Origin of the sequence: Mesorhizobium sp. M0800 (assembly GCF_040320095.1) — a bacterium.
Classification (GTDB): domain Bacteria; phylum Pseudomonadota; class Alphaproteobacteria; order Rhizobiales; family Rhizobiaceae; genus Mesorhizobium.
In genome coordinates this window covers 360,218-383,661 of the sequence record NZ_JAMYOZ010000001.1, presented here as the reverse complement: position 1 = coordinate 383,661, position 23,444 = coordinate 360,218, and the positions used below count along the sequence as shown (strand labels likewise).

General features: G+C 62.9%; 21 protein-coding genes and 1 pseudogene. 7 read left to right on the top strand and 15 right to left on the bottom strand.

What is annotated here, in order from left to right:
• Nucleotides 1-6: 6 nt before the first annotated feature.
• Nucleotides 7-1,059: pseudogene (locus tag NKI18_RS01820) on the bottom strand (polysaccharide pyruvyl transferase family protein); the annotation flags it as partial.
• A gap of 301 nt (nt 1,060-1,360) precedes the next feature.
• On the opposite strand from NKI18_RS01820, the gene NKI18_RS01815 reads away from it, so the two are divergent.
• The 6 genes from NKI18_RS01815 to NKI18_RS01790 all read left to right on the top strand — a co-directional run bounded on the left by NKI18_RS01815 (nt 1,361) and on the right by NKI18_RS01790 (nt 8,969).
• Nucleotides 1,361-2,533 (top strand): glycosyltransferase family protein, encoded by a 1,173-nt coding sequence (locus tag NKI18_RS01815; RefSeq protein ID WP_352614431.1) that lies wholly within the window; start codon nt 1,361-1,363, stop codon nt 2,531-2,533.
• Nucleotides 2,534-2,544: 11 nt separating this feature from the next.
• Entirely contained in the window at nt 2,545-3,537 is a 993-nt protein-coding gene (locus NKI18_RS01810; protein WP_352614433.1) for a glycosyltransferase family 2 protein, read from the top strand.
• Nucleotides 3,537-4,487 carry a glycosyltransferase family 2 protein gene (locus NKI18_RS01805; protein ID WP_352577813.1) on the top strand — a complete coding sequence of 317 codons (951 nt, stop codon included), beginning with the start codon at nt 3,537-3,539 and terminating at the stop codon, nt 4,485-4,487. The genes NKI18_RS01810 and NKI18_RS01805 overlap by 1 nt, the downstream gene beginning before the upstream one ends.
• Complete coding sequence (locus NKI18_RS01800; protein WP_352614434.1) at nt 4,477-5,427, top strand: glycosyltransferase family 2 protein; 951 nt, start codon at nt 4,477-4,479, stop codon at nt 5,425-5,427. Before NKI18_RS01805 ends, NKI18_RS01800 begins: the two co-directional genes overlap by 11 nt.
• 75 nt (nt 5,428-5,502) lie before the next feature.
• Nucleotides 5,503-6,399, top strand: a complete 897-nt coding sequence (locus NKI18_RS01795) for a UTP--glucose-1-phosphate uridylyltransferase (protein WP_023676320.1) — start codon at nt 5,503-5,505, stop codon at nt 6,397-6,399.
• A 149-nt stretch (nt 6,400-6,548) separates the two neighbouring features.
• The gene (locus NKI18_RS01790; RefSeq protein WP_352614435.1) at nt 6,549-8,969 is read left to right on the top strand and encodes a polysaccharide biosynthesis tyrosine autokinase; all 2,421 of its coding nucleotides are present in this window, start codon (nt 6,549-6,551) and stop codon (nt 8,967-8,969) included.
• 15 nt (nt 8,970-8,984) lie between these two features.
• Here NKI18_RS01790 and NKI18_RS01785 read toward each other — a convergent pair whose 3' ends face one another.
• Together NKI18_RS01785 and NKI18_RS01780 are read right to left on the bottom strand one after the other, a co-directional pair.
• Entirely contained in the window at nt 8,985-9,686 is a 702-nt protein-coding gene (locus NKI18_RS01785; RefSeq protein ID WP_352614436.1) for a metallophosphoesterase family protein, read from the bottom strand.
• 177 nt (nt 9,687-9,863) lie between these two features.
• On the bottom strand, nt 9,864-11,771 hold the full coding sequence (locus tag NKI18_RS01780) for a propionyl-CoA synthetase (protein ID WP_352614438.1): 1,908 nt from the start codon (nt 11,769-11,771) through the stop codon (nt 9,864-9,866).
• Nucleotides 11,772-11,941: 170 nt separating this feature from the next.
• Here NKI18_RS01780 and NKI18_RS01775 point away from each other — a divergent pair, with 170 nt between their 5' ends.
• Nucleotides 11,942-12,733, top strand: a complete 792-nt coding sequence (locus NKI18_RS01775) for a DUF2259 domain-containing protein (protein WP_352614439.1) — start codon at nt 11,942-11,944, stop codon at nt 12,731-12,733.
• A 284-nt stretch (nt 12,734-13,017) separates the two neighbouring features.
• On the opposite strand, the gene dhaK is transcribed toward NKI18_RS01775, so the two are convergent.
• The 12 genes from dhaK to NKI18_RS01715 form a co-directional block, all read right to left on the bottom strand.
• On the bottom strand, nt 13,018-14,004 hold the full coding sequence (gene dhaK, locus NKI18_RS01770; RefSeq protein WP_352454687.1) for a dihydroxyacetone kinase subunit DhaK: 987 nt from the start codon (nt 14,002-14,004) through the stop codon (nt 13,018-13,020).
• Nucleotides 14,005-14,030: 26 nt separating this feature from the next.
• On the bottom strand, nt 14,031-14,453 hold the full coding sequence (locus NKI18_RS01765; RefSeq protein ID WP_023676327.1) for a hypothetical protein: 423 nt from the start codon (nt 14,451-14,453) through the stop codon (nt 14,031-14,033).
• Between the two features lie 8 nt (nt 14,454-14,461).
• Complete coding sequence (ptsP, locus tag NKI18_RS01760; protein WP_352614441.1) at nt 14,462-16,078, bottom strand: phosphoenolpyruvate--protein phosphotransferase; 1,617 nt, start codon at nt 16,076-16,078, stop codon at nt 14,462-14,464.
• Nucleotides 16,062-16,364 (bottom strand): HPr family phosphocarrier protein, encoded by a 303-nt coding sequence (locus tag NKI18_RS01755; protein ID WP_023676329.1) that lies wholly within the window; start codon nt 16,362-16,364, stop codon nt 16,062-16,064. The genes ptsP and NKI18_RS01755 overlap by 17 nt, the downstream gene beginning before the upstream one ends.
• 22 nt (nt 16,365-16,386) lie before the next feature.
• Nucleotides 16,387-16,776, bottom strand: coding sequence for a dihydroxyacetone kinase phosphoryl donor subunit DhaM (gene dhaM / locus NKI18_RS01750; RefSeq protein WP_352448466.1), 390 nt, complete (start codon nt 16,774-16,776; stop codon nt 16,387-16,389).
• On the bottom strand, nt 16,773-17,375 hold the full coding sequence (gene dhaL, locus NKI18_RS01745; RefSeq protein WP_352577804.1) for a dihydroxyacetone kinase subunit DhaL: 603 nt from the start codon (nt 17,373-17,375) through the stop codon (nt 16,773-16,775). The genes dhaM and dhaL overlap by 4 nt, the downstream gene beginning before the upstream one ends.
• An 81-nt stretch (nt 17,376-17,456) precedes the next feature.
• On the bottom strand, nt 17,457-19,100 hold the full coding sequence (locus tag NKI18_RS01740; RefSeq protein ID WP_353018689.1) for a dihydroxyacetone kinase subunit DhaK: 1,644 nt from the start codon (nt 19,098-19,100) through the stop codon (nt 17,457-17,459).
• A gap of 67 nt (nt 19,101-19,167) precedes the next feature.
• On the bottom strand, nt 19,168-20,181 hold the full coding sequence (locus tag NKI18_RS01735) for an ABC transporter ATP-binding protein (protein WP_023676332.1): 1,014 nt from the start codon (nt 20,179-20,181) through the stop codon (nt 19,168-19,170).
• Nucleotides 20,174-21,286 carry an ABC transporter ATP-binding protein gene (locus tag NKI18_RS01730; protein WP_023676333.1) on the bottom strand — a complete coding sequence of 371 codons (1,113 nt, stop codon included), beginning with the start codon at nt 21,284-21,286 and terminating at the stop codon, nt 20,174-20,176. Before NKI18_RS01730 ends, NKI18_RS01735 begins: the two co-directional genes overlap by 8 nt.
• A 3-nt stretch (nt 21,287-21,289) precedes the next feature.
• Nucleotides 21,290-21,490 (bottom strand): hypothetical protein, encoded by a 201-nt coding sequence (locus tag NKI18_RS01725; protein ID WP_352614443.1) that lies wholly within the window; start codon nt 21,488-21,490, stop codon nt 21,290-21,292.
• On the bottom strand, nt 21,487-22,437 hold the full coding sequence (locus NKI18_RS01720; protein ID WP_023676335.1) for a carbohydrate ABC transporter permease: 951 nt from the start codon (nt 22,435-22,437) through the stop codon (nt 21,487-21,489). The genes NKI18_RS01725 and NKI18_RS01720 overlap by 4 nt, the downstream gene beginning before the upstream one ends.
• A complete protein-coding gene (locus NKI18_RS01715; protein ID WP_031211681.1) occupies nt 22,434-23,381 on the bottom strand; it encodes a carbohydrate ABC transporter permease in 948 nt (315 codons plus the stop codon). The genes NKI18_RS01720 and NKI18_RS01715 overlap by 4 nt, the downstream gene beginning before the upstream one ends.
• Nucleotides 23,382-23,444: the final 63 nt, after the last annotated feature.

Below are 23,444 nucleotides of genomic sequence, written 5' to 3'. Positions count from 1 at the left end.
GATCGGCAGCACCGGCGTGCCGACGCAGAGCGACATGATCATCATGTGCATGCGCGTTGCGACAACGAAGTCGAAGCCTTTCACCAGTGCCATCAGTTGCTCCGGCGTGTGGAACGAAGCGTCCACGCTGACATGCTTGGCGATCTCCGGATCGAGTTCGGCAACGATAGCCCGCGCCGTCTTGGAATCGTCATGGGCGTATTCCGGCACGCCCTGGCAGGTGGAGACGAAGGTGACCTCCTTGGCGTGGTCCCTGACCAGGATGGTCGCGATCGCGCGGATCGAGTCGATGTAGCGGCGCATGCCGCCCTCGCCGTCGCTGACATAGTTCCAGTGACGGACGGAAATGGCGACGCGGCCGGTGACGGTCGCCGACTGGCCGGAGGCCAGAATTTTTCCGATCCTGTCGGTGTCGGCCAGGGCAAAGACGGCGTCGGCCACGACGTGGCATTTGCCGGGGTCTTTCACCATGTCCACAATGTGGCCTCGCGAACGTTCGTCGCGCAGCAGGATGAGCGGGCTCCGATCGAAGCTTGGGCTCAACTCCTGGCGATTGTAACTTTTGTTGAACGGGCCGAGCGATTGCGTGAAGAAGACGGGGTCCTTGCCCAGAATCGCGTCGATCCGGAATTGATTGAGTCGCCGTTCCAGATTGTAGGTCTCGACAAGATAGGTTCCGCCTGTCGTGACCACGAGGTCGGCGTCTTTGTAGATCTCGAGACCACGGCGATTGCTTGAGCTGAACAAACGCCCGAGAACGCCGCGGATGCCGAACCGCCGCAGGGCATTAAGGACGAGCCGATTGTAGATCGGCTTGAACAGGTTCTTCAGCCCGCTGCCGTATTTGTAGCGGAACAGCGATTCCGACAGCAGCTTGTGGAATTCGAGATCAGGATACTCTTTCTTCGTGTAGAGCCTCGCCGCCACCTCCGGCTGGCTGTCGAAGACGTAGAACTGGATATCGTCTTGCACGATCGTCTTGAAAACATGGCGGATCGCCAGGAGAATCGCTGCATCCCCGGTATTCAGGCAGACGGTGTTTTCAACCGCGATCTTCATGGAATGACCTCATTTCGTGAGTAGTCCCGTGCTTCCATCGACGGATGCGAAGGGGCGGATTGCAGGCGGGTTGGCCGAAAATGCTGCACGCCAAGGATGGTCCTCGCGTCGTGATTATTGGCGCGCAGCCCATGGCAGGCCAACGCGCGGTCCATGTGGCCCAAGCAGAGCGAGATTAACCCATCGATTTTGCAGTGCAACAAAAAACGGGGATCTTTGCTACGCTGCAACCAAAAATGTTGCGATGCAGCAAGAGCTGTACTAGCATTGTCGCGGGCGGGCCAACAGCGGTCGAGTTTTCATGCTGCATGTCTTGTACTTGGTACACGACGTCTCCGACCCGGCAGTGCGCCGGCGGATCATAATGCTCAAGGCAGGCGGCGCCCAGGTTACGCTGGCGGGCTTTCGTCGTACGGCAAGCGCAGTTGCTGATGTCGAGGGCTTGCAGCCGATCGATCTCGGCCCGACTCGTGATGGCCGATTCGCCCAACGTCTGGCCGCGATCATGAAGGCAGTCGTCTCGACCGGCTCGAAGCTGGGCTCAATGCCACGGCCCGACCTCATTATCGCGCGCAATCTGGAAATGCTGGCGCTTGCCCGCCGCGCCAGGTCGGCGTTCCAGGCAACGGTGCCGATCGTCTACGAGTGCCTGGATATCCATCGCCTGCTGCTTCGCGACGATCCGCTGGGCTGGGCGATGCGCGGCGCAGAACGCTTCCTGGCCAGGGATGTGAAGCTTCTGGTGACCAGCTCTCCGGCCTTCATCGCCAACTATTTCAAGCCGTTCGGACAGATTGCCGCCCCGGTCGAACTGCTCGAAAACAAGTATTTCGAGCCAGCCGCGGCCTCGCTGGATGACCGCGCGGCGCCGGAGAACCCCGTAGCGCCGCCTTGGCGGATCGGCTGGTTCGGGGCGCTCCGCTGCCGCCGTTCCCTGGAGCTTCTGGCCGAATTTTCGCGCCGCCTCGACGGCCGCTTTGAAATCGTCCTCAGGGGCCGCCCGGCGCTGTCCGAATTTCCCGATTTCCACGGTTTTGTCGAATCGGAACCCTGGCTCTCGTTTGGCGGGCCCTACCGCAATCCCGAGGACATGGCGGGGATCTACCGCGAGGTTCACTTTTCCTGGGCCATCGACTTTTTTGAGCAGGGCCTGAACTCCGAGTGGCTGCTGCCCAACCGGCTCTATGAGGGCTGCCGCTTCGGAGCCGTGCCGATTTCAATGGGAGCCACCGAAACCGGCCGGTTCCTCGACCGGCAAGGCATAGGGGTTCTTTTGCCAGAAGCCACGCCCGAGGCGCTCGAAGCCGCCGTCGGCACGATGGAGCAGCATCGGTTCGGGACATTGAGGGAGCGTGTTTTCGCCCGAAATCCGCGCACCTGGAGCTACGACCGCGCCGATTGCCGGGCGCTCGTCGAAAAGCTCCGCGGGCTGACTGCGGCTCCCGGTCCATATGCTGCCGAAGCATTGGCATAGAAGGACGGCCGATGACGCAAACCGAAATTCCATCCTGCATGATCGTGGTTCCGTGCCTGAACGAAGCGGCCCATATCGGCGCGTTGCTTCGAGATCTCCGCCCTGCGGCCGAGAGGCTGGGCGCCGTGATCATCGTTGCCGATGGCGGCAGCACGGACGGCACCAGGACGATCGTCGCGGACATCGCCGCAAAAGATCAGCGGGTGATCCTGCTGCACAATGAAAAGCGCTTGCAGAGCGCGGCAATCAATCTCGCCGTCGCCAGGTTCGGGGAAGGCGTCGACTATCTCATTCGCATCGACGCGCATGGCGGTTATCCTGCGGATTATTGCGACCGGCTGGTCGAAGAAGCGCAGGCCACCGGTGCGGATTCGGTCGTCGTCTCGATGCTGACCAGTGGCAGCGGCATGGTTCAGAAAGCAGCGGCAGCGGCGCAGAACTCCAGGCTCGGCACCGGCGGCTCCAAGCACCGGCATCTTTCGGCGGGGGAATGGGTCGATCATGGCCACCACGCACTGATACGGATATCGGCCTTCACCGCGGTCGGCGGCTATGACGAAACCTTCAGCCACAATGAGGATGCCGAACTCGACTATCGGCTCCGCCAGGCCGGCTACCGCATCTGGATGACCGGCAAGACGCAAATGGTCTACTACCCGCGCTCCTCGCTGAAGGGCCTCTATTTTCAATATCTCGGCTATGGCCGTGGCCGGGCGAAGAACGTTCTCAAGCACCGCATGATCCCGAAGATCCGGCAGATGGTGCCGCTTCTGGTGTTCCCCGTGGTTCTTCTCGCCGCCTTTTCCTTCGTCCACTGGCTGGCGGCCGTGCCGCTTTTGCTATGGGCGTCGGTCTGCCTCGGCTACGGCTTTTGGACCGCCGTCAGCCAGCGCAAAGCCGACATTGCGCTTGCCGGGGTCTCGGCAATGGTCATGCATTTCGGCTGGTCGGTTGGTTTCTGGCTGCAACTGCTCGCACCGCGACCGCAGCGCGGGGTAGCGTGATGGACCCGGTCAGGAAAAATCGAAGCATCGATATCTGCGTCTGCACATTCCGCCGGCCGGAGCTTGCCGACACGCTTCGCTCCATAGCGGCCATGGACATGCCCGCGGGGTTCGACGTCGGTATCGTCATCGCCGACAACGACGATACGCCGACGGCCGAAACGCTGGTCGCCAAGCTGGCGGGGGAGTTGAAGCTGCCGGTGACCTACCGGCACGCCCCGGCCCGCAACATCTCGATCGCGCGCAACGCTTGCCTCGATACCAGTGCGGCGGATTTCGTCGCCTTTATCGACGACGACGAGACGGCCACCGCTGGCTGGCTTGCCGAACTGGTGGCGACGGCGGAAGCAACAGGTGCTGCGACGGTGCTTGGGCCGGTGCAAGCCCGTTACCTGCCGGATGCGCCCGCCTGGATGCGCAAAGGCGATTTCCACTCGACCTTGCCGGTCTGGGTGAGCGGCGAAATCCGCACCGGCTACACCTGCAACGTCCTGCTCAGGATTGGCGCTGAGAGCCTGCGCGGCCGGCGCTTCAGCCTGGCACGTGGCCAGACCGGCGGCGAAGATACGGAATTCTTCGACCAGATGGTCAAGGCCGGCGGCCGCATCGCCTTTTCGCCGGAGGCTTGGGTCGACGAAGCGGTGCCACCTGCCAGGGCGGCATTCGACTGGCTCGGCCGCCGCCGGTTCCGCGTTGGGCAGACGCACGGTCATCTTCTGGGGCGCAACGCACACGGCCTTGCCCGGCTCAAGCAGGTCGGCATTGCCGCGGCAAAGGCCGCCTACAGTTTCCTGTCGGCAATTCCGGTCGCCATCGACCCCGTACGCCGGAACCGCAGCCTGCTTCGCGGCATTATGCATGTCGGCGTCGTCAGCGGCCTCGTCGGGGTTCGTGAAATCCGCCAATACGGCCTGTCTTCGCCGCAGCAAGGGGGCAAGCGTGCAGCCTGACGTGAGCTTCGTGATTGCCGCCTACAATGCCGAGGCGACCATCGATCGGGCGATTGCCAGCGCCGTCGCCCAGCGCAATATCAGCGTCGAGGTCATCGTCGTCGACGACAAGTCGCGCGACCGGACGCTCGACCTGGCGAGATCCTACCCCGAAGACATCGTACGCGTTGTCGCGCTTGAGCAAAACCGTGGCCCCGGCGGCGCCAGGAATGCCGGCCTTGAGCTTGCCCGCGGCAGGTGGGTCGCGGTCCTCGATTCGGACGACGCGGTCTATCCCGGGCGAATCTGCACCATGATCGAACGCGCGGAGAAAGCGGGCGCCGAGATCGCGGTCGATAATCTGCAGGTCGTTCGCGAGGATGGCGTTGCCGAAGAGACGATGTTCCCGGCCGACTATCTGGAAGGGCTCGGTTCAATCTCGCTGGCGGATTTCATCGGCGGCAATGTCCTCTTCGAATCGAGGTTCAATCTCGGCTACCTCAAGCCGATCTTCCAGCGCCGGTTCCTGAACGAGAACGGGCTTCGTTACGATGAAGGCCTGATCATTGGCGAAGACTATATCCTCCTGGCCAGTGCTCTGGCCAAGGGGGGCAAATGCGTGGTCGAGCCGACGACGGGCTATATCTACCACATTCGCACCAGCTCCATCTCCCGGGTGCTCGAACTTCATCACGTCGAGGCGATGCGCAGGGCCGATGCCACCTTCGCCGCGACCCATTCCATGGATGCTGCGGCCGAGGCGGCGTTCGCCAGGCGCGCTCGCAGCCTGCGCCGGGCGGCATCATTCCTGTCGCTGGTCCAGCACATCAAGGCGCGGTCCCCGCTCAAGGCGATATGGACGGCGCTCAGCGATCCGGCGGCGGTTCGGCATATGAGCATGCCGATCGCCGTCCGGCTGCGAAGGGTAGCGGCACAGTTTGCCGTGGTGGCGGGGAGGTGAAGGGCTGCAGGTGAATGAAGACAGTTTCGCCGCCTGCGACAGGGTTGAAATCGATCTCCTCAGAAGGAACATGCAATGAAAAAAGTCAGGAAGGCAGTCATACCGGTGGCGGGGCTCGGAACGCGGTTCCTGCCGGCGACCAAGTCCATGCCGAAGGAAATGCTGCCGGTGGTCGACAGGCCTGTCGTGCAATATGCGGTTGACGAGGCGTTCGAGGCCGGCATCGAGCACATCGTATTCGTCACCGGCCGCAACAAGGCGGTGATCGAGGACTATTTCGACCTGCATCCTGAACTGATCGGAACCCTGGAGCAGAGCGGCAAGAAGGCGCAACTCGAATCGCTTGAAAGCCTGCTTCCCGTCGCCGGCGCGACGAGCTTCATCCGCCAGCAGTCGCCGCAAGGCCTCGGCCATGCCGTCTGGTGCGCGCGCGAAGTCATCGGTGACGAGCCCTTCGCATTGCTTTTGCCGGACATGGTGTCCTTCGGCGGGCGCGGGTGTCTCGCCGAGGTCGCCGATCTTTATGCGCAGACTGGCGCAAACGTTATCGCCGTCGAGCGTTGCGATCCGACCGAGACCAGCAAATACGGCATTGTCGGGCGCGGCGCTGATGTCGGCACGGGCTTCGAGGTGACGGCCATGGTCGAAAAGCCGGCTCCTGCCAACGCGCCATCGAACTTCTACATCAACGGCCGCTACATCCTGCAGCCCGAGATATTCTCGTTGCTGGCCAGCCAGCAGCGCGGCGCCGGCAACGAGATACAACTGACCGACGCAATGGTGCGTCTCGCACAGACCCAGGCCTTCTTCGCCCAGCCTTTCGACGGCCGCATGTTCGACTGCGGTTCGAAGGAGGGCTTCATTCAGGCCAATGTCGCTTTCGCGCTGGCGCGGGAGGACATGAAGGGCCCGATCTTCGAGATGCTGCAGGAATTCGTCCGGTCGCATCAGCGTCGGGAAGAAGCCGCATAATGTCCATTTTTTCGAGGCATTGTGGGTGCGGCTGATGACGCAGGACAGGCCGTTGCGCCGCGCGCGACGCGCACTGTCCGGCGCAAGGTTTGCACCCTATGTCCCGACCTTCGAGGCGGTAGCGCCTGCAAACTAGAATTGGACCGAAGATGAACTATGCCAATTTTCCTGTCGACAAGAGGACGCCATTGCCGGCTTCTAATGCGGCAAACGCCGAAGACTTCATCGACATCGAGCGCCTGCTTGGCATGGCCGCGCGGCAGGCGAAAGTGGTTGCCGCCTGCGCCGTCATCGGTCTCTTTCTCGGCGTGCTCTATTTGCAGACGACGCCTCCTACCTATGTGGCGACGAGCAGCGTGCTGATCGACGAAGGATTGAACAAGGTCGTCGACGACATTTCGGCGGCGTCGGTCAGCATGCAGACCGACTCCGCCGTTCTGAGCCAGATCGAAATACTACAGTCGGCCAGGCTGGCTGGGGTGGTCGTCGACAAGCTGAAGCTCGATCAGAACGACGCTTTCATGAACCCTCCGACATCGGCCCTGTCGAAGGTTGCTGGCTTTGTGCGCGGTATCGTCCAGTCTGTCCGCCCCAAGCGCGCCGCTAGCACAACCGATGTCACTCAGCTTGATGCTGCGACGCGTGACGCGATCACCGCATCCTCATCGCCCCGTGACTACGCAATCTTCAAACTGCAGAGCCAACTCGATGCCGAGCGGATCGGCCGGAGCTTTGTCATCAGCATCTCTTTTCAGGCGACCGATCCGGCGCTTGCGACCGCCATCACCAAGGCCTATGCCGATGCCTATCTAGCCGATCAACTCGATGCCAGCTTCGACGCGACCGAGCGGGCGGCGGTCTGGCTGCAAGGCCGGCTGACCGAGCTTCGTGAGAGCTCCCAGGCGGCTGCACTGGCGGTCGAAAAGTTCAGGGCCGAACACGGATTGGCCGTCAATGACGGCCAGCTGATCAGCGACAAGCAATTGTCCGATCTCAACACCCAGCTGATCGTCGCGCAGGCCGATACCGCACGTGCCGGCGCCCGCTATCAGCAGTACAAGTCGATCGTCGAAAGCGGCTCGGACAATGCATTCAAGGACGCCGCGATATCGAACGACCAGCCGAGCAGCTCCGTCATCACGACGCTGAAGAACCGCTATCTCGCCGTCGCCAAGCGGCAGCAGGACGTCGAAGCCAATTTCGGCCCGCAACATCCGCAGGCCGTCGCGCTCGCCAAGGAGAAGGCCGACATATCGGCGCAGATTTTCGGCGAGCTGAAGCAACTGACCGAAAGCTACCGCAACGAATACGAGGTCGCTCTGGCGCGAGAAACCGCGCTCCGCGCAAATGTCGCCTTGGCGGCTGGCAAGAGCTCCATCGACAACCAGTCGCAGGTCAAGCTGCGTGAGCTGGACCAAAAGGCGACGGCGCTGTCGACACTCTACCAGACGTTCCTGAACCGCTATGAGGAGGCCGCCCAGCAGCAATCCTTCCCGGTCGGCAAGATCCGGGTCATCTCGGACGCGACGATGCCGCAGTCGGCCGCAACCCCGCGCACGGCCATCGTGCTGGGGCTTTCGCTGGCGCTTGGCATAATGATGGGCGCAGGGGTTGGTGGCCTGAATGAATTCAGGGAACGCTTCTTCAGGACCGGCGAGGATGTGCGCGACCGGGTCGGCCTCAAATTCCTCGGCTACCTGCCGGTCATCGGCAAGGCTGGCAAGGATGACCAGCGCAATGGCGGTCAGCCTGACGTCAAGGTCGTTGAATCCAAGACCGCCAAGTCCTCCAAATCCCAGCCCTCCAAAACATTGTCGGCAGCCGAAAAACGTGCGCGGATGCGGGTAACCGTTGATGCACCGGCATCGATGTTCTCCGAGACGCTGCGCAACGCCAAGATCGCCTTCGACGTCGTCATGGAGGGCCAGGGCAGCCGGGTCATCGGCGTGGTCTCGGTGCTTCCCGGCGAAGGCAAGTCGACGGTGGCGGCCAATCTTGCCGGGTTGCTTGCCGTCAACGGATCGAAAACGCTGCTGATCGACGGCGACCTGCGCAATCCCGGCCTCAGCCGCAGCCTCGGTATGGAGGCCGAGCAGGGCCTGATGGAAGCTGTGGTGAGCGGGCAGACATGGCAGTCGGTCGGCAAGATCGACCGGCAGACCAAGCTGGCTATCATCCCGGCCGTCCTGCGCGGCCAGTTTTCGCATACCAGCGAGCTTCTGTCTTCAGCCGGCATGCGGCGTTTCATCGATAACGCCAAGGAAACCTTCGAATACATCATCGTCGATCTGCCGCCGCTCGGGCCTGTCGTCGACGCCAAGGCCTTCGCTCCGCTTGTCGACGGCTTCGTGCTGGTCACCGAGTGGGGACGCACGCCGCGTGCGATGGTGCAATCCATGCTCAGCTCGGAGCCCTACATCGCCAAGAAGATCATTGGCGCGGTGCTGAACAAGGTCGAACTGAAGAAGCTGGCCAAATATGGCGCGATCGGCGGCTCGGAAAAATTCTTCGACAAATATTCGAGCTACTATCTGGAAAAATCGGAAGCGCGCACCAAGGCAGCCGCCTGAGCGACGACATCGCGCTCAGGAAAATATCAACCTGGCGCGGTTGTCGACGATCCTGAGGGCGGTCAGCTGGCCGGTTTGGAAGGCGCCGGTGTCTATGCCAAGCCGGCGTCCCTCGAGCTTCGGAGTGTCGACCGGCGTATGTCCGTGCACGACATAGCGGTCGAGAAGATGCGCAGCGTCGAAGAAGTCCGAACGGATATTCAGCAGGTCGTCCTCGTCCTGCGCGGCCAGCTCGATGCCGGGCCTGATGCCGGCATGGACGAACACGAATTTCGCCGAACAGACCATGACCGGCAGCGCGCGCATGAAGCTAATGTGGTCGGCTGGAATGACTTCCCGAATGCGCTTGTCGACCTCCTCGCTTGACCCATACAGATCGGCCATGCGCGACGGGTCGACGCCGTAGGAAAACAGCGTTTGCAGGCCGCCTATCGCCAGCCACGACTCTCTCGAAATGATCCCGTCGACGTAGTTCAGCATCACGACTTCGTGGTTGCCGGCAAGGCAGATGCGCTGGAAATCATGGAGCGGTGGCGCCAGCAGATGATCGAGCACACGCGCCGACTGGGGTCCACGATCGACGTAGTCGCCAAGCATGATGATGAGCTTGCGCCCTTCGAAGGGCGCCGAATCGAGCAGGATCTTCTGCTCCAGGGCGCGGAGTTCCTTGTAGCAGCCATGCACGTCGCCGATCGCATAGACGACTGCGCCCCGCATATCGATCTCCAGCCGCTGGCGTGCCGCGGCCTGGGGCTTTCTCGATCGCTGGAACAGGGTCACGTATGGCATCTCGCATGGCTGTGGGTGCGTCTCGATTCCGAAACAACATGACGACACCGCGCGTGGATACCACGTCCGGCGCCGGTCGTTCCATACCGGAGCTTCGGACGCCCCTTACAGGCCGATGCCGCGGCGGTTCAGCGCGGCGGTGATCTCGTCGAGGATGGCCGGGTCGTCGATCGTTGCCGGCATGGCCCATTCCTCCTTGTCGGCGATCTTCTGCATGGTGCCGCGCAGGATCTTGCCGGAGCGCGTCTTCGGCAGGCGCTTGATCGTCACCACCGTCTTGAAGGCAGCGACCGGGCCGATCCGTTCGCGCACCAGGGTGACAACCTCGTTTTCGATGATGCCGGCGTCGCGGTCGACGCCGGCATTCAGCACGACGAAGCCGAGTGGAACCTGGCCTTTCATAGCATCGGCAATACCGACGACGGCGCATTCGGCGACGTCGGGATGCGCGGCCAGAACCTCCTCCATGGCGCCGGTCGATAGCCGGTGGCCGGCGACATTGATGATGTCGTCGGTGCGAGCCATGACATAGAGATAGCCGTCCTCGTCCATCATGCCGGCATCCGCGGTTTTGTAGAAGCCGGGGAACTCGTCGAGATAGGCTTGGCGAAACCGCTCGTCGGCATTCCACAGCGTCGGCAGGCAGCCGGGGGGCAACGGCAATCTCACCACGACATTGCCAAGCGTACCACGCTTGACCTCATGCCCGGCATCGTCGAGCACGCGGATGTCATAACCGGGCATCGGCACGCCGGGCGAGCCGTATTTGACCGGCAGCAGGCCCAGTCCGGCGGGGTTGATGGTCATCGGCGAGCCGGTCTCGGTCTGCCACCAATGGTCGATCACCGGCACGGTCAATTTCTGCTCCGCCCATTTGATGGTTTCCGGATCGGCGCGCTCGCCGGCGAGGAACAGCGTCCGGAATTTGGACAGGTCGTATTTCGGGACGAATTCGCCCTTCGGGTCCTGTCCTTTGATAGCGCGAAAGGCGGTTGGCGCGGTGAACAGCGCGACGACGCCATGCTCGGCGATCACACGCCAATAGGTGCCGGCATCGGGCGTGCCGACCGGCTTGCCCTCGAACAGGATCGTTGTGCAGCCATGCAGCAGCGGGCCGTAGACGATATAGGAATGGCCGACCACCCAGCCGACATCGGAAGCCGCCCAGAACACTTCGCCCGGTTTGACGCCGAACTCGTTTTCCATCGACCATTTCAGCGCGACCATATGGCCGCCATTGTCACGCACGATTCCCTTCGGCTGGCCGGTCGTGCCCGACGTGTAGATGATGTAGAGCGGATCGGTGGCAAGCACCGGAACACAGTCGACATTGGCACCCGCGGCCCGCTCCCGCGCCACGGCGTCGGCATAGTCGATATCGTGGTTTTCCCTGAGTTCGCAGCGCAGTTGGTCGCGCTGCAGGATAAGGCAGCTTTCCGGCTTGTGCCGCGACATCTCGATCGCCTTGTCGAGCAACGGCTTATAGGCAACGACGCGCCCTGGCTCCAGGCCGCAGGAAGCGGAGATGATCAGCTTCGGCTTGGCGTCGTCGATGCGGGTGGCGAGCTCATGCGAGGCAAAGCCGCCGAAGACCACCGAATGCACGGCGCCGATCCGCGCACAGGCAAGCATGGCGAAGGCTGCTTCCGGTACCATCGGCATGTAGATGATGACGCGATCGCCTTTTTGGATGCCACGATTCTTGAGCACCGAGGTCAGCGCGACCACCTCGCGCTTAAACTCGGCATACGTGAATTTCCTGATTGTGCCCGAAATCGCGCTGTCATGGATCAACGCGATCTGGTCGGCACGGCCGCCCGCCACATGACGATCGACGGCATTGAAGCAGGTGTTGCACGAGGCGCCAACGAACCACCTGCCATAGACGCCGGCATTGGCGTCGAACACCGTCTCGAAGGGCGAGAACCAGTCGATTGCGCCGGCGGCATCGGCCCAGAATTTTTCCGGGTCGCGTTTCCAGCCGTCATAGACCTCGTGGTAGCGTGACGCCATCCAGCTTCCTCCCCAGGAATGTTTGCTGTCCTTGAAATAGCGTATGCTGGTTTGTGTAACCATGTATTTGTGCGTTTCGTTTGCTGTCGTTCTAACTTGGCCGCAAGTGCGGGTCATGGTGGTCTGGGGGCCGGTATCGTTCGAATTTTCGGCATTAGGGGCAGGGCGCGATGAAATTGCGATATGACCTTGGGTTTGCCGCGGTTGCGACGCTGGCGGTGGTGCTCGCTTCAGCTGCGCAGGCCGGCGATGCGGCGGCAAGGCGCATCATCGGCTTTTCGCCCGACGGCAACTATTTCCCCTTCGAGCAGTACGGCACGCTCGATGCCGGTGCTTCGGATTCGGGCTGGTCGGAGATCGACATCATCGACACGCGGACCGATGAGTTCGTCGGCGGCAAGCCGATCGTCATCGCCGACGAGACGGAGGATTCGACATTGACGCTTGCGCAGGCGAGGGCACAGGCCGCCGAACTGGCGGCGCCCTTGCTGGCCAAATGTGCCATCGCGCCGCGCGGCGAGCGGACTGCCTTGGACAGGTTCACCTTTCCCGACGACATGGTCGCCTACAATGACATTGCGCGCCTCGAGCAGGTTTCGCAAAAATGGCTTTCGCCGGCCTATGACGAGCTTGGCACCATCCAGCTCGAGCAGATCCGTGCCGACAGCACGGCGGATTGTTCAGCGAGTTTCGACGCGACGCAGCAAGGCGAAACGACCGGCAAGGCGCTCGGCTTTCGCCTGACGCTGCAGGGTCAGGACGGCAAGCCGATCAAGCTGCTGCATGAGGACAAGGCGGTGCCCGGTTCGAGGAATTGCCCGACTTCCTACAGCCTGTCGGAATCTTACGCATTCACCCCGGATGGAAAACCGGGCGTGCTTGCGGTGCTCGTGCAGCGCTTCAGCCAAGGATTTGAAGGGCCCGACCGCCGTTTCATCGCCGTGACTGGCCAGGCGCATTGAGGCAACGCGCTGAGACGTAGTCCGCTACCCGAGTTTGTTGTCCCTAAAGCGGGAGGGCAGCGAGCATAAGTCCGACCCCGCCGACGATCAGCAAGGCGGCTGCCAGCACCTTTCCATGGCGCTCGAAACCCGTCGGCGCCCGATCCCAATTGTAACGCATGCTCGAACTCCCCAAACCCGCAGATTCTCTATCTTACGCAGGGTGAGGAGGGCAACTGTCTGGCGATGCGCGGCGTTGCCGATACCGGTCTTGTCACCGACTATTTCTGGGGCATTCTCCGCCGCTACATGCCCCAGCGCAGCGCGGCCGTATGTACCGGTGCATCCCACCAAACAGCCGCCTCGTCGTCGAGCATGCTCAGCGTGATCGAACAGCCGGCCATGTCGAGCGAGGTCACATAGGACCCGACCAGCGACCGGATCACCGTCACGCCGTGCTTCTCGAAGATTTTGCGGGCGCTGTTGTACATCAGATAAAGCTCCATCAACGGTGTGCCGCCAAAGCCGTTGACGAAGAGTAGCGCCTGGCCTCTGGCACCGTCGCCCAGGTCACCCAGGATTGCGGTACAGATCTCCTCGGCGATAGCATCGGCGCTTTTCAATGTGTCGCGCCGCCTCCCAGGCTCGCCGTGGATGCCGACCCCGAACTCCATCTCGCCGTCGCCGATATCGAAGGTCGGCTTGCCCGCCGCCGGCACGGTGCAACTGGTCAGCGCCACGCCCATCGAGCGCGTCGCGCCGTTGACGCGCTCGCCGAGCGCCTTCAACGGCTCCAGTGCCATGCCTTGTTCGGCCGCCGCGCCGACGATTTTCTCGACCACCAGCGTGCCGGCGACGCCGCGCCGGCCGGTGGTGTAGGACGAGTTTTCGACCGCAACGTCGTCATTGGTCACGATTTGCATCACGCCTTCCGACATTTCAGCGGCCATGTCGAAATTCATCACGTCGCCCTCGTAGTTCTTGACGATGAACAGGCAGCCGGCGCCCGTATTGACGACTTCGGCCGCCGCCATCATCTGGTCAGGCGTTGGCGAGGTGAATACCTGGCCGGGGCAGGCCGCATCCAGCATGCCGTGCCCGACGAACCCGCCATGTAGCGGCTCGTGACCCGAGCCGCCGCCGGAGATCAGCGCCACCTTGCCCGGTGTGAGCAGCTTGCGGCGGACAAATTTGTGTTCCTCGCCAAGCGCCAGGATATCGGCATGCGCGGCAACGAAGCCGTCGAGGCTCTCGGTCAGCACCGTATCGACCGAATTCAAAAATTTCTTCATGGCCGTCCTCCCGAAATAGCCCAGCGTCAGCTGCCCTTGCCGGCGATGCTGGTGATCTTCTGGATGAAATCGTTGACCGCCCGGTCGAGCGCCGCGTTCTGCTTGTCGTCGCCGAAATCGGGAACGATCAGCGAGACATGGCGTGTCTTGCGCAAGCCTGCGGCCAGCGACATCTTTCCCGGATGCGCCCGATGGTAGGCCTCAAGGAAATGATCGCGTTCGGCCGGGCTGAAATGGCAGACGGAGAAGATAGCCGGCAAATGCTTCGACGGAATCGGCGTCGAATAGGCCGGGCTGGAAATCTGCGTGACGAAGCTGCGATGCTTGCCCAGCGCATCAGCGAGGCGCTGGCGCATGCCGGACGGGCGCTGGTCGATCACCTGCGACAGGATCGTCTTGTAGGCGCGGATCGCCTCTTCGGGGCCGGACTGCGACGCCTTGTCTGCCATACCGGGGCCTAGATCGAAACGTCCGCGATGGCCGCCTTGGCCATCGCGAGTTGGGCGGGAGCGACGGAGAGGCCACGCAGGCCGGTTTCGAGCAGCGCCGGGATCGAGGCGGGGTCGCCGCCGGCATCGCCACACAGGCTGACCGGGATATTATGCTCGCAGGCGAAGGCGGCAACCGAGGCGATCAGCCGGAGCACGGCCGGGTGCCTGACGGAATTCAGATGTGCGACCGACGCATTGTCGCGCGCGGCGGCCATCACGTATTGGGTCAAATCATTCGAACCGATCGAGAAGAAGGCGGCCTTGGCGAATGCCTCCGGTGCGATGGCCACCGACGGCACCTCGACCATAATGCCAAGCGGCGGCATTTTGTGCGCGATGCCGCGCGCCAAAAGATCAGCCTGCTCCTCAGCGAACAGCGCGGTGGCGTGTTCATACTCTTCCGGAACGGCGATCATCGGGAACATCACCTTCAGATTGCCGTGCATGGCGGCACGTAGCAAGGCGCGGATCTGCACACGAAAGACCTCCGGACGCATCAGCGACAGCCTGATCCCGCGCAGGCCAAGGAATGGATTACCTTCCTCGACGGTCAGGCCCGGCACAGGTTTATCGCCGCCCGCATCGACAGTACGGATCGTCACCGGCCTGTCGCCTGCCCATTCCAGCACTCTACGGTAGGCGCGATATTGCGTCTCCTCGTCCGGCAGCGTCTTGCCGAACAGGAATTCGGTCCGCATCAGCCCGACACCGTCGCACGCCGCAGCATCGATGCGGTCGACATCGGACGGATCGGCAATATTCACCTGCACGTGGACCGCTATGCCGGTCTTCGTTGCTGCCGGCCTTGTCAAATAGGCTGCCGCTTTGTCGCGATGCGCCGCGAAAGACGATGACGATCGCCGGAATGCGTCGATCTCCGCTTTCGAAGGCGCCAACACGATGCCGCCATGTTCGGCATCGAGCAGTGCGATTCCGGCAAGGTGAGCCGGCGAAGCACCGGGCCCGGCTACCCCACGCGCTACGAGCCCCAACCCCACCACCATTGGCACGCCGCGTGAGCGTGCCAGCATTGCGACATGACTTGCGGCACTTCCGGCCGTAAGTGCTATGCCGCCGCCGGCACTCCAGTCGGTTTCGAGGAAGCGCGTCGGTGCGATATCCTCGCCGTAGAAGATCGCACCTGCCGGCGCGGCAATGTCGCCGCCCCCGGCAAGCGCGCGTTGCACCTGGTCGCGTATGTCGCGCATGTCGGCCGCGCGCGCCCGGAAATAGTCCTGCTCGGATGTTTCATAGCCGGCTATCTCGGCGTCGAGCGCTTTTCGCCAAGCCACATCAGCAGCCATGCCCTCGGCAATTCGCGCAAAGGCCGGGCCGGTCAGCGCGTCGTCCTCCAGCATGGCGAGCTGGAATTCGAGGATCCCGGCCGCCTCGCTGTCGCTGGTTTCGATCAATGTCGCGAGCCGGCCTGCGGCAATGGAGATGGCGACCTCAAGCGCCGCCTTCTCGTCCGCGGCAGTCGCCTTGCGGACATAACGCACAGCAGCCTGGTCCAGATCGAACAGCGGCCCCTCGGCATAGCCGGCCGATGCCGAAATGCCCTGCAGCCTAAGCGGTTCGGGCATGGTCCTTGCCTTCGTCGAAATCGCGCCGCACCAGCTCGACCAGTGCGCCGACCGCCTCGCCGGCGCCGTCCCCTTTGGCTCTGATATGCAGGACAGTGCCTTTCGGCGCTTTCGCCGCCATCACCTTGACGATGCTCTTGGCGTCGAACCATGGCCCGTTGGCGGCGAGCGCAATCTCGACGTCGGCCGAAAACGTCTTGGCAAGCTTGGTGAACTTCACCGAAGGACGCGCATGCAGTCCCACCTCATGGGTGATCAGGACGCTGGCTTCGGCTGCTGCGGACATGCTTGTCAAAATTCCCGTTCGTTCACGACGGCGACAATTCGTGCGCCGTCGCCACCACTTCCCTGAGCGAGGCGCCGCCGGAAGCCTCGGTCGCCGCCATCACCGCGCCTTCGACGATCGGCGCATTGCAGACGATGATCTTCTGGGCGCGTGGTTCGCCGATCATCTCGACCGCCATCTCGCTATTGGTCTCGGCACCGCCGAGATCGACGAGGATCGCGACCCCCGCCTCCGACCAGGCCTTGTCGATGGCGCCCATGATCGCCTCGACATTGGTTCCCAGCCCGCCATGGCCGTTTCCGCCGCACCATGCAAGCGGCACTTCGTTGCCGACCATCTGCCGCACCATGTCGGCGGTGCCTTCGGCGACCAGCGGCGAATGCGATACGATGACGATGCCGACATTGCTCATGCGCGCCTCTCGATTGCCTCGGCTACGGCCCGCACCAGAAGCGCAGTCGAGCGTGCGCCGGCATCCATATGACCGATCGAACGCTCGCCAAGGAATGAGGCGCGCCCACGCAGCGCCTTCATCGGCACGGTCGCGTCGGCCGCGTTGTCGGCGATCTCGACGATGTCCGCTGCCGTCTTTCCCTGCAGCAGGGCCTCATGCACCGGCTGCAGCACGTCTAGCATGGTTTTTTGCCCGGCCTGCGACTTGCCTCTGGCTGCAACCGCTTCGATCGCCTTGCCGAAGGCCGCCGCCAGGTCGGCGCGACCCGGCGCGGCGGAAATCTCCTTGCCGAGCGCCATGAACAGCGTGCCGAACAAGGGACCGGAGGCTCCGCCGACGGTCATCACCAGTTTGGTGCCGATCGCCTTCAGCGCCTCGGGCAACGGCTTTGCCGCAAACGCGCCGGCCTCGGCCCGCACTGCCTCGAAGCCGCGTTTCATGTTGAGCCCATGGTCGCCGTCGCCGATGGCCTGGTCGAGACTGGTCAGCTCTTCGGCATGTGCGGCGATCGCGTTTGCCGCCGCCTCGATCAGCCTGGAAATATCCGCTGCCGCCATATCACCCATGCTCCTGGCCCCTGTGCTGCCGGCAGTACGAGAAAATTGCATATCCGGCAATTGAAGCATTCTTTTCCCCAGTCAAGCGGGTTCGAGCAACGCAGCGAGGGCAGTGAAGACCTCGGCGACGGCAAAGGCGCCGGGGTCGACCACGCCGTCGAGCTGGCTGCCAATATAGGCGGACCGTCCGGCCTTGGCCTTGCGCATGGCAGCGGTGGCCTCGGCTCCGCGTTGCGCCGCGACCGCCGCATCTTCCAGACTCCCCCTATCCAGCGCCCTCAAGGCGGGTTCCAGGGCATCGATCATCGTGCGATCGCCGACCCTCGCTCCACCATAGAAGGACATCCGATCGAGGCCGGCGAGAAGCGCCTTGGGAAGCGTTTCGCCAGACTCCAGCGCCTGCGCGGCGGCGGTGAAGAAGATCGACAACAGCACGCCGCTAGAGCCGCCCATGCTGGCGCTCAGGATGTCGCCGACGGCGGCGAGCGTTGCGGCAGGGTCAGCGAGCGGCAGTGTCGCAATGCGGCCAAGCACGCTGCGCGCACCGGCCGCCACAGTCGATCCGGTGTCACCGTCTCCCGCCTTGGCATCCAGTCCGTTCAACGCGCCTTCAAGCGAGATCAGCCGTTCGCAGACCGCGATAACCAACCGGTCGGTGCGTGCGTCCTTGCTGGCTTTCGACGCGTTGTTCGGGCCGGCGGCTTTGGCCATCGGCACGACGCTGGCTTGGCGAACGGCTCTTGCCGGCAGCCAGACGTGAGGGCCTACCGGCGCCCGCAACGCCGCTTCGCGCGACGCATTGAGCCGGATCAACGACAGGGAAAAGCCGTTCATGTTGAGCGCGGTCATAAGCTGCCCGGGCCCGATTGTCAGCGTCACCTTTTGTGCCAGCGGTGAAGCCAATACCGCATTGGCGACAAGCAACATTTCCAGCGGTGGCACCGAACCGAGATTATTGATCAGCAAGGCGTAGTCGCTGACCGGATCGAGCCGCGCGGCAAGGCGCTCCGACATGATCGCAACCAGCCTTTCGGCACTTTGCACCGCAATCCGCTCAACGCCCGGTTCGCCATGGATGCCGAGGCCGAGTTCAGCGTCGTTGGCGCCAAATCTTTCGTCATGGCTCTGGCCGGGGATCGAGCACGATGACAGCGATATGCCGAGTGAAACGATATCCGCCACCGCGGCCCGCGCCGCAGCGGCAACCGTCGCCAGATCGTTGCCGGCTTCCGACAGGTGGCCGGCGATCTTGTGCACGAACAAGGTGCCGGCAACGCCACGCGGCTGGGCAATATCAGGCAGGGCAATGTCGTCCGCGACGGTCACCATCTCGACGGGGAAGCCTTCGGCGCGCGCCTTCTCGGCGGCCAAGCCGAAGTTGAGGCGATCGCCGGTATAGTTCTTGACGATCAGCAGGCACCCGGCGGGACCGGTCACCGCGCGGATGGCGGCCAATACCGCTTCCACGCTCGGCGAAGCAAAGATCTCGCCCGAAACCGCCGCCGTCAGCATGCCAATGCCGACAAAGCCGGCATGGGCAGGTTCGTGCCCGGCCCCGCCGCCGGAAATGACCGCGACCTTGGTCTTATCCCAGTCCGCGCGGAGAATGACCTTGATCTCGGGATAGCCGTCGAGGCGAGCGAGATCGCCGGCGCCGGTCGTACCGAGGAAGCCGTCCAGGGCCTCAGTTACGATATTATCCCTGCGATTGAAAAAATGCTTCATCGAATTGGTCCAGTCCGGTGCCCGAAATTGCCGGTTGAAAGGTGCCAGGAAAACACTCGCGCAGCGCTCACATCAGCCGTCGCCCATCGGGGCCGAAATACAGCGGCGAGCGATAGCGGATCATGATCTTGTCGCCCTGCGCCAGGTCGGTGTCGGGGTCGGTTAGCGTTACCAGCTTCCTGGTCCCCACCGTCACATGCAGATGGTTCTGGTCGCCGAGATGCTCGACCCAATCGACGACGCCGTCGGCATGGCCGTTCGCCGCCTTCTCGATCGAAAGATGTTCGGTACGAGCACCGATCGTCTTTGTTCCCGCCGGCGCGCCGCCATCCGGCAGCAGTCCGACCGGCAACAAATTGATTGCCGGTTGGCCGAGCCTTGCGGCGACGTGAAGGTTTGCCGGCTCAGAATAGATCGTGCGCGGGGAACCGATCTGCACCAGCACGCCGTCGGCGAGAATGCCGATGCGGTCGGCCATGGTCATCGCTTCGATCTGGTCGTGCGTGACGTAGAGCATTGTGGCGCCGAGTTCCGCCTGGATGCGCTTCAGCTCGAGCCTGAGATCGGCGCGCAGCTTGGCGTCGAGCGACGACAGCGGCTCGTCCATCAGGTAGATCGACGGCTTGCGCACCAAAGCGCGGCCGATGGCGACGCGCTGCATCTCGCCGCCAGAGAGTTTGGTCGAGCGATTATTCAGCTTGTGGTGGATGCGCACCATCTTGGCCACGTCCTCGACGCGGCGGCGGATCTGATCCTCCGGCATTTTCCGTGCTGGCGAGCGCAGCGGAAAGGCGAGGTTGTCGTAAACCGACAGATGCGGATAGAGCGAATATTGCTGGAACACGAAAGCGGTGTCGCGCTCGGCCGGCGACAGCGTCGTCGTGTCGTGGCCGGCAATATGGATCGAGCCCGCTTCCGGACGCTCCAGCCCGGCGATCAGCCTGAGCGTCGTCGTCTTGCCGGCGCCGGTCGGCCCGAGCAGCACGACGAATTCCCCGTCGGCGATATGCAGGTCGAGATTGTCGACGGCGACATGCTCGCCAAAAGCCTTGGTCACGCTTTTGATGTGAACGTCAGCCATGATGTGCTCTCCCCTGGGAGGCCGAGTCATGGATTTCGGTGCGCACCGCACGGCCGGATCCTTTTGCGAACAGCGACAGCCGCGCGCTGCTCAGCGCCAGGCCCACATGATCGCCCGGATTGAGCCGGATTTCGGCCGGCACCCTGGCCTTGATGATGCCGTCTGCTGTCTCCACCGCCACGATCTGAGTGGTGCCGAGATATTCCGTGCCGTAAATAGCACCGCGCAGCTTCGAAGCGTCGTCGAAGCGGATGTGCTCCGGTCGGATGCCAAGCGCCATCTCGGCCGGCGCGACGTCCTCGCGGATCTCCGGCACGGCCACCTTCGCGCCTTGCACAACAATTTCCCTGGCGCCCTTTGAAAGCCCGCCGCCGAAGCCGAGGAAATTCATCGGCGGCGAGCCGATGAAGTCGGCGACGAACATCGTCGCCGGCCGGTCGTAGATCTCGCGCGGCGTGCCGAACTGCTCGATGACGCCGTGGTTCATCACCGCGATCTTGTCGGCCATCGACATCGCTTCCATCTGGTCATGCGTGACATAGACGGTGGTGGCGTGGATGCGGTTGTGCAGTTCTCGCAATTCATGGACCATCAGGTCGCGGAATTCGGTGTCGAGCGTGCCGAGCGGCTCATCCATCAGGAAACATTTTGGCCGCCGTACGATGGCGCGGCCGAGCGCCACGCGCTGGCGATCGCCGCCGGCAAGCCCGGAGACCGATTTGTTGAGCAGATGGTCGATCCGCAAAAGCTTCGCCGTCTCCTCCACTCGGCTCCGGATTTCAGCGCCTGGCATGCCTTGCGCCAGCAGTGGAAAGCCGATGTTCTTCCGCACATTCATGTGCGGATAGAGCGCGAACAGCTGGAAGACGAAGGCGATGTCGCGCTCGCGGGCACGCCGCATGGTGACGTCCTCGCCGCCAAGCAGGATCTTGCCGCCGGTCGGCAGTTCGAGCCCGGCGATCATGCGCAACGTCGTCGTCTTGCCACAGCCGGACGGCCCCAGCATGACGAAGAATTCGCCGTCCTCGACGACGAAGTTGGAATCCTGCACGGCGACGAAATCGCCGAATGCCTTCCTCAGATGTTCGACCCTGATCTCGGCCATCGTCTACTCCGGAAATTTCGAGACGATGATGAACATCGCCGTGCCCGCAAGCATGGTGATGAAGGAATAGGTGTAGAGCACCAGTGCGAAGGGCTGGAACAGCATCAGGAAGCCGATGGCGATGATCGCGGTGGCGACGTTTTCCATCAGCCCGCGCCTGGCCCAGGCGGGCCAGCGCGATTTGCGTTTTGCGGTCATGCTCATTTACGCACCGCGCCAAAGGTGATGCCGCGCAGCAATTGCTTGCGAAGCAGGATGGTGAAGACCAGGATCGGCACCAGGAAGATCGTCGTGCCGGCCGCGACTGCCGGCCAGTCCTGACCGCCTTCGCCGATGATGGTCGGGATGAAGGGCGGCGCGGTCTGCGCCGTGCCCGAGGTCAGTAGCGCAGCGAAGGCATATTCGTTCCAGGCAAAGATCAGGCAGAAGATGGCGGTTGCGGCAATACCGGTGGTCGCCTGCGGCAGTACCGTGCGCCAGAACGCCTGCAGCCTGGTGTAGCCGTCGATCATCGCCGCTTCTTCATATTCGCGCGGGATCTCGTCGATGAAGCCTTTCAGCAGCCACACCGCCAAGGACACGTTGACCGCCGTATAAAGCAGGATCATGCCGAGAGCCGTGTCCGACAGGCCAAGCTCCCGGTACATCAGGTAGATCGGGATGGCGACGGCGATCGGCGGCATCATCCGCGTCGACAGGATGAAGAACAGAAGGTCGTCGGCGAGCGGCACCTTGAAGCGCGAAAAACCATAGGCCGACAGCGTGCCGAGGAACACCGCGCAAAACGTCGAGCCGAACGCGATGATCAGCGAATTGACGAAGCGCGGCATGAAGTTGGACGGGCCGGCGATCACCATGTTGCGCTTGCGCACCGTCTCGTCGCACAGGCCCGTCGCCGGTCCCAGCGAGTTGATGTATTCCGGTGTTTGCCGAGTCCGGGTCGAGAACAGGTTGCAGTAGCCCTCGAGGCTGGGCTGGAACAGGATCTTCGGCGGATAGGCGATCGAATCCGGCGGCGTCTTGAAGCTTGTGGCGAAGATCCACAGCAGCGGCACGATCGAGATCAGCGCGTAGGCGACGATGATCGTGCCGGCGACGCGCTTCGACGTGGCCGACGGCGCGACAACGGAATGGGCTGACGTCAGGCTCATCTCTGCTTCACCTTGTTGAGCGCCTTGACGTAGATGTTTGCGAGGCCAAACACTGCGACGAACAGGATGATGGCGAAGGCCGAGGAATAGCCCGTCCGCCAGCTTTCGAAGGCCTGCCGCTTCAGCGTGATCGAGGCCACTTCGGTGGTCGATCCCGGCCCGCCGCCGGTGAGCAAATTGACCATGTCGAACATCTTGAAGTTCTCGATGCCGCGAAACAGCACCGCCAGCATGATGAAGGGCAGCGCCATCGGCAGCGTGATCGACCAGAACTGCCGCCAGTTGGAGGCGCGGTCGACCTCGGCCGCTTCGTAGATGTATTCGGGGATCGAGCGCAGGCCGGCGAGGCAGATCAGCATCACGTAAGGCGTCCACATCCAGGTGTCGACGATGATGATCGACCATGGCGCCAGTGACACGTTGGAGAGCATGCTGATTTCGGTTGCCGGAATGCCGGTGACGAACGAAACGGCGTAGGCGAACAGCCCGATCTGCGGCTCGTAGAGGAAGCGCCAGAAATTACCGACCACCGCCGGCGACAGCATCATCGGCACCAGGATGATTGTCGTCCAGAAGGCGTGGCCGCGAAACTTGCGGTCGATCAGCCAAGCCAGCGTGAAGCCGATCAGCGTCTGCAGCAGGATGGTCCAGAACACGAAATGCGCCGTCGTCTGCATGGCGATCCAGATGTCCTGGTCGGCGAGGATGCGCTTGTAGTTTGCCAGCCCAAGGTTCTTCACAACCTCGTTGGGCCGATTGGCGCGAAAATTGGTGAAGGACAGATAGATTGCCCAGAACAGCGGAAAGATGTTGATAGCTAAAAGCAACAGGATCGTCGGCGAGATGAACAGCCAGGCGAGGCCCTTGTCGCTGATGCCCCGGACCTTGCGGGCCAACGGCTCGGGCGTAGCCCGGGCAACGCTGTCCGCCGTCCGATTGAGCATGGTCAGTCCTGCTTCGGTCACTTGGCTCGTCTCGACAATGGAATTTATCTGAACTGTGTCCCG

Excerpts from the sequence above, each read along its gene's own strand:
- NKI18_RS01815 (WP_352614431.1), top strand. The coding sequence starts at position 1,361 with ATGCTGCATGTCTTGTACTTGGTACACGACGTCTCCGACCCGGCAGTG.
- NKI18_RS01810 (WP_352614433.1), top strand. The coding sequence starts at position 2,545 with ATGACGCAAACCGAAATTCCATCCTGCATGATCGTGGTTCCGTGCCTG.
- NKI18_RS01805 (WP_352577813.1), top strand. The coding sequence starts at position 3,537 with ATGGACCCGGTCAGGAAAAATCGAAGCATCGATATCTGCGTCTGCACA.
- NKI18_RS01795 (WP_023676320.1), top strand. The coding sequence starts at position 5,503 with ATGAAAAAAGTCAGGAAGGCAGTCATACCGGTGGCGGGGCTCGGAACG.
- NKI18_RS01790 (WP_352614435.1), top strand. The coding sequence starts at position 6,549 with ATGAACTATGCCAATTTTCCTGTCGACAAGAGGACGCCATTGCCGGCT.
- NKI18_RS01785 (WP_352614436.1), bottom strand. The coding sequence starts at position 9,686 with ATGCGGGGCGCAGTCGTCTATGCGATCGGCGACGTGCATGGCTGCTAC.
- NKI18_RS01780 (WP_352614438.1), bottom strand. The coding sequence starts at position 11,771 with ATGGCGTCACGCTACCACGAGGTCTATGACGGCTGGAAACGCGACCCG.
- NKI18_RS01775 (WP_352614439.1), top strand. The coding sequence starts at position 11,942 with ATGAAATTGCGATATGACCTTGGGTTTGCCGCGGTTGCGACGCTGGCG.
- dhaK (WP_352454687.1), bottom strand. The coding sequence starts at position 14,004 with ATGAAGAAATTTTTGAATTCGGTCGATACGGTGCTGACCGAGAGCCTC.
- NKI18_RS01765 (WP_023676327.1), bottom strand. The coding sequence starts at position 14,453 with ATGGCAGACAAGGCGTCGCAGTCCGGCCCCGAAGAGGCGATCCGCGCC.
- ptsP (WP_352614441.1), bottom strand. The coding sequence starts at position 16,078 with ATGCCCGAACCGCTTAGGCTGCAGGGCATTTCGGCATCGGCCGGCTAT.
- NKI18_RS01755 (WP_023676329.1), bottom strand. The coding sequence starts at position 16,364 with ATGTCCGCAGCAGCCGAAGCCAGCGTCCTGATCACCCATGAGGTGGGA.
- dhaM (WP_352448466.1), bottom strand. The coding sequence starts at position 16,776 with ATGAGCAATGTCGGCATCGTCATCGTATCGCATTCGCCGCTGGTCGCC.
- dhaL (WP_352577804.1), bottom strand. The coding sequence starts at position 17,375 with ATGGCGGCAGCGGATATTTCCAGGCTGATCGAGGCGGCGGCAAACGCG.
- NKI18_RS01740 (WP_353018689.1), bottom strand. The coding sequence starts at position 19,100 with ATGAAGCATTTTTTCAATCGCAGGGATAATATCGTAACTGAGGCCCTG.
- NKI18_RS01735 (WP_023676332.1), bottom strand. The coding sequence starts at position 20,181 with ATGGCTGACGTTCACATCAAAAGCGTGACCAAGGCTTTTGGCGAGCAT.
- NKI18_RS01730 (WP_023676333.1), bottom strand. The coding sequence starts at position 21,286 with ATGGCCGAGATCAGGGTCGAACATCTGAGGAAGGCATTCGGCGATTTC.
- NKI18_RS01725 (WP_352614443.1), bottom strand. The coding sequence starts at position 21,490 with ATGAGCATGACCGCAAAACGCAAATCGCGCTGGCCCGCCTGGGCCAGG.
- NKI18_RS01720 (WP_023676335.1), bottom strand. The coding sequence starts at position 22,437 with ATGAGCCTGACGTCAGCCCATTCCGTTGTCGCGCCGTCGGCCACGTCG.
- NKI18_RS01715 (WP_031211681.1), bottom strand. The coding sequence starts at position 23,381 with ATGCTCAATCGGACGGCGGACAGCGTTGCCCGGGCTACGCCCGAGCCG.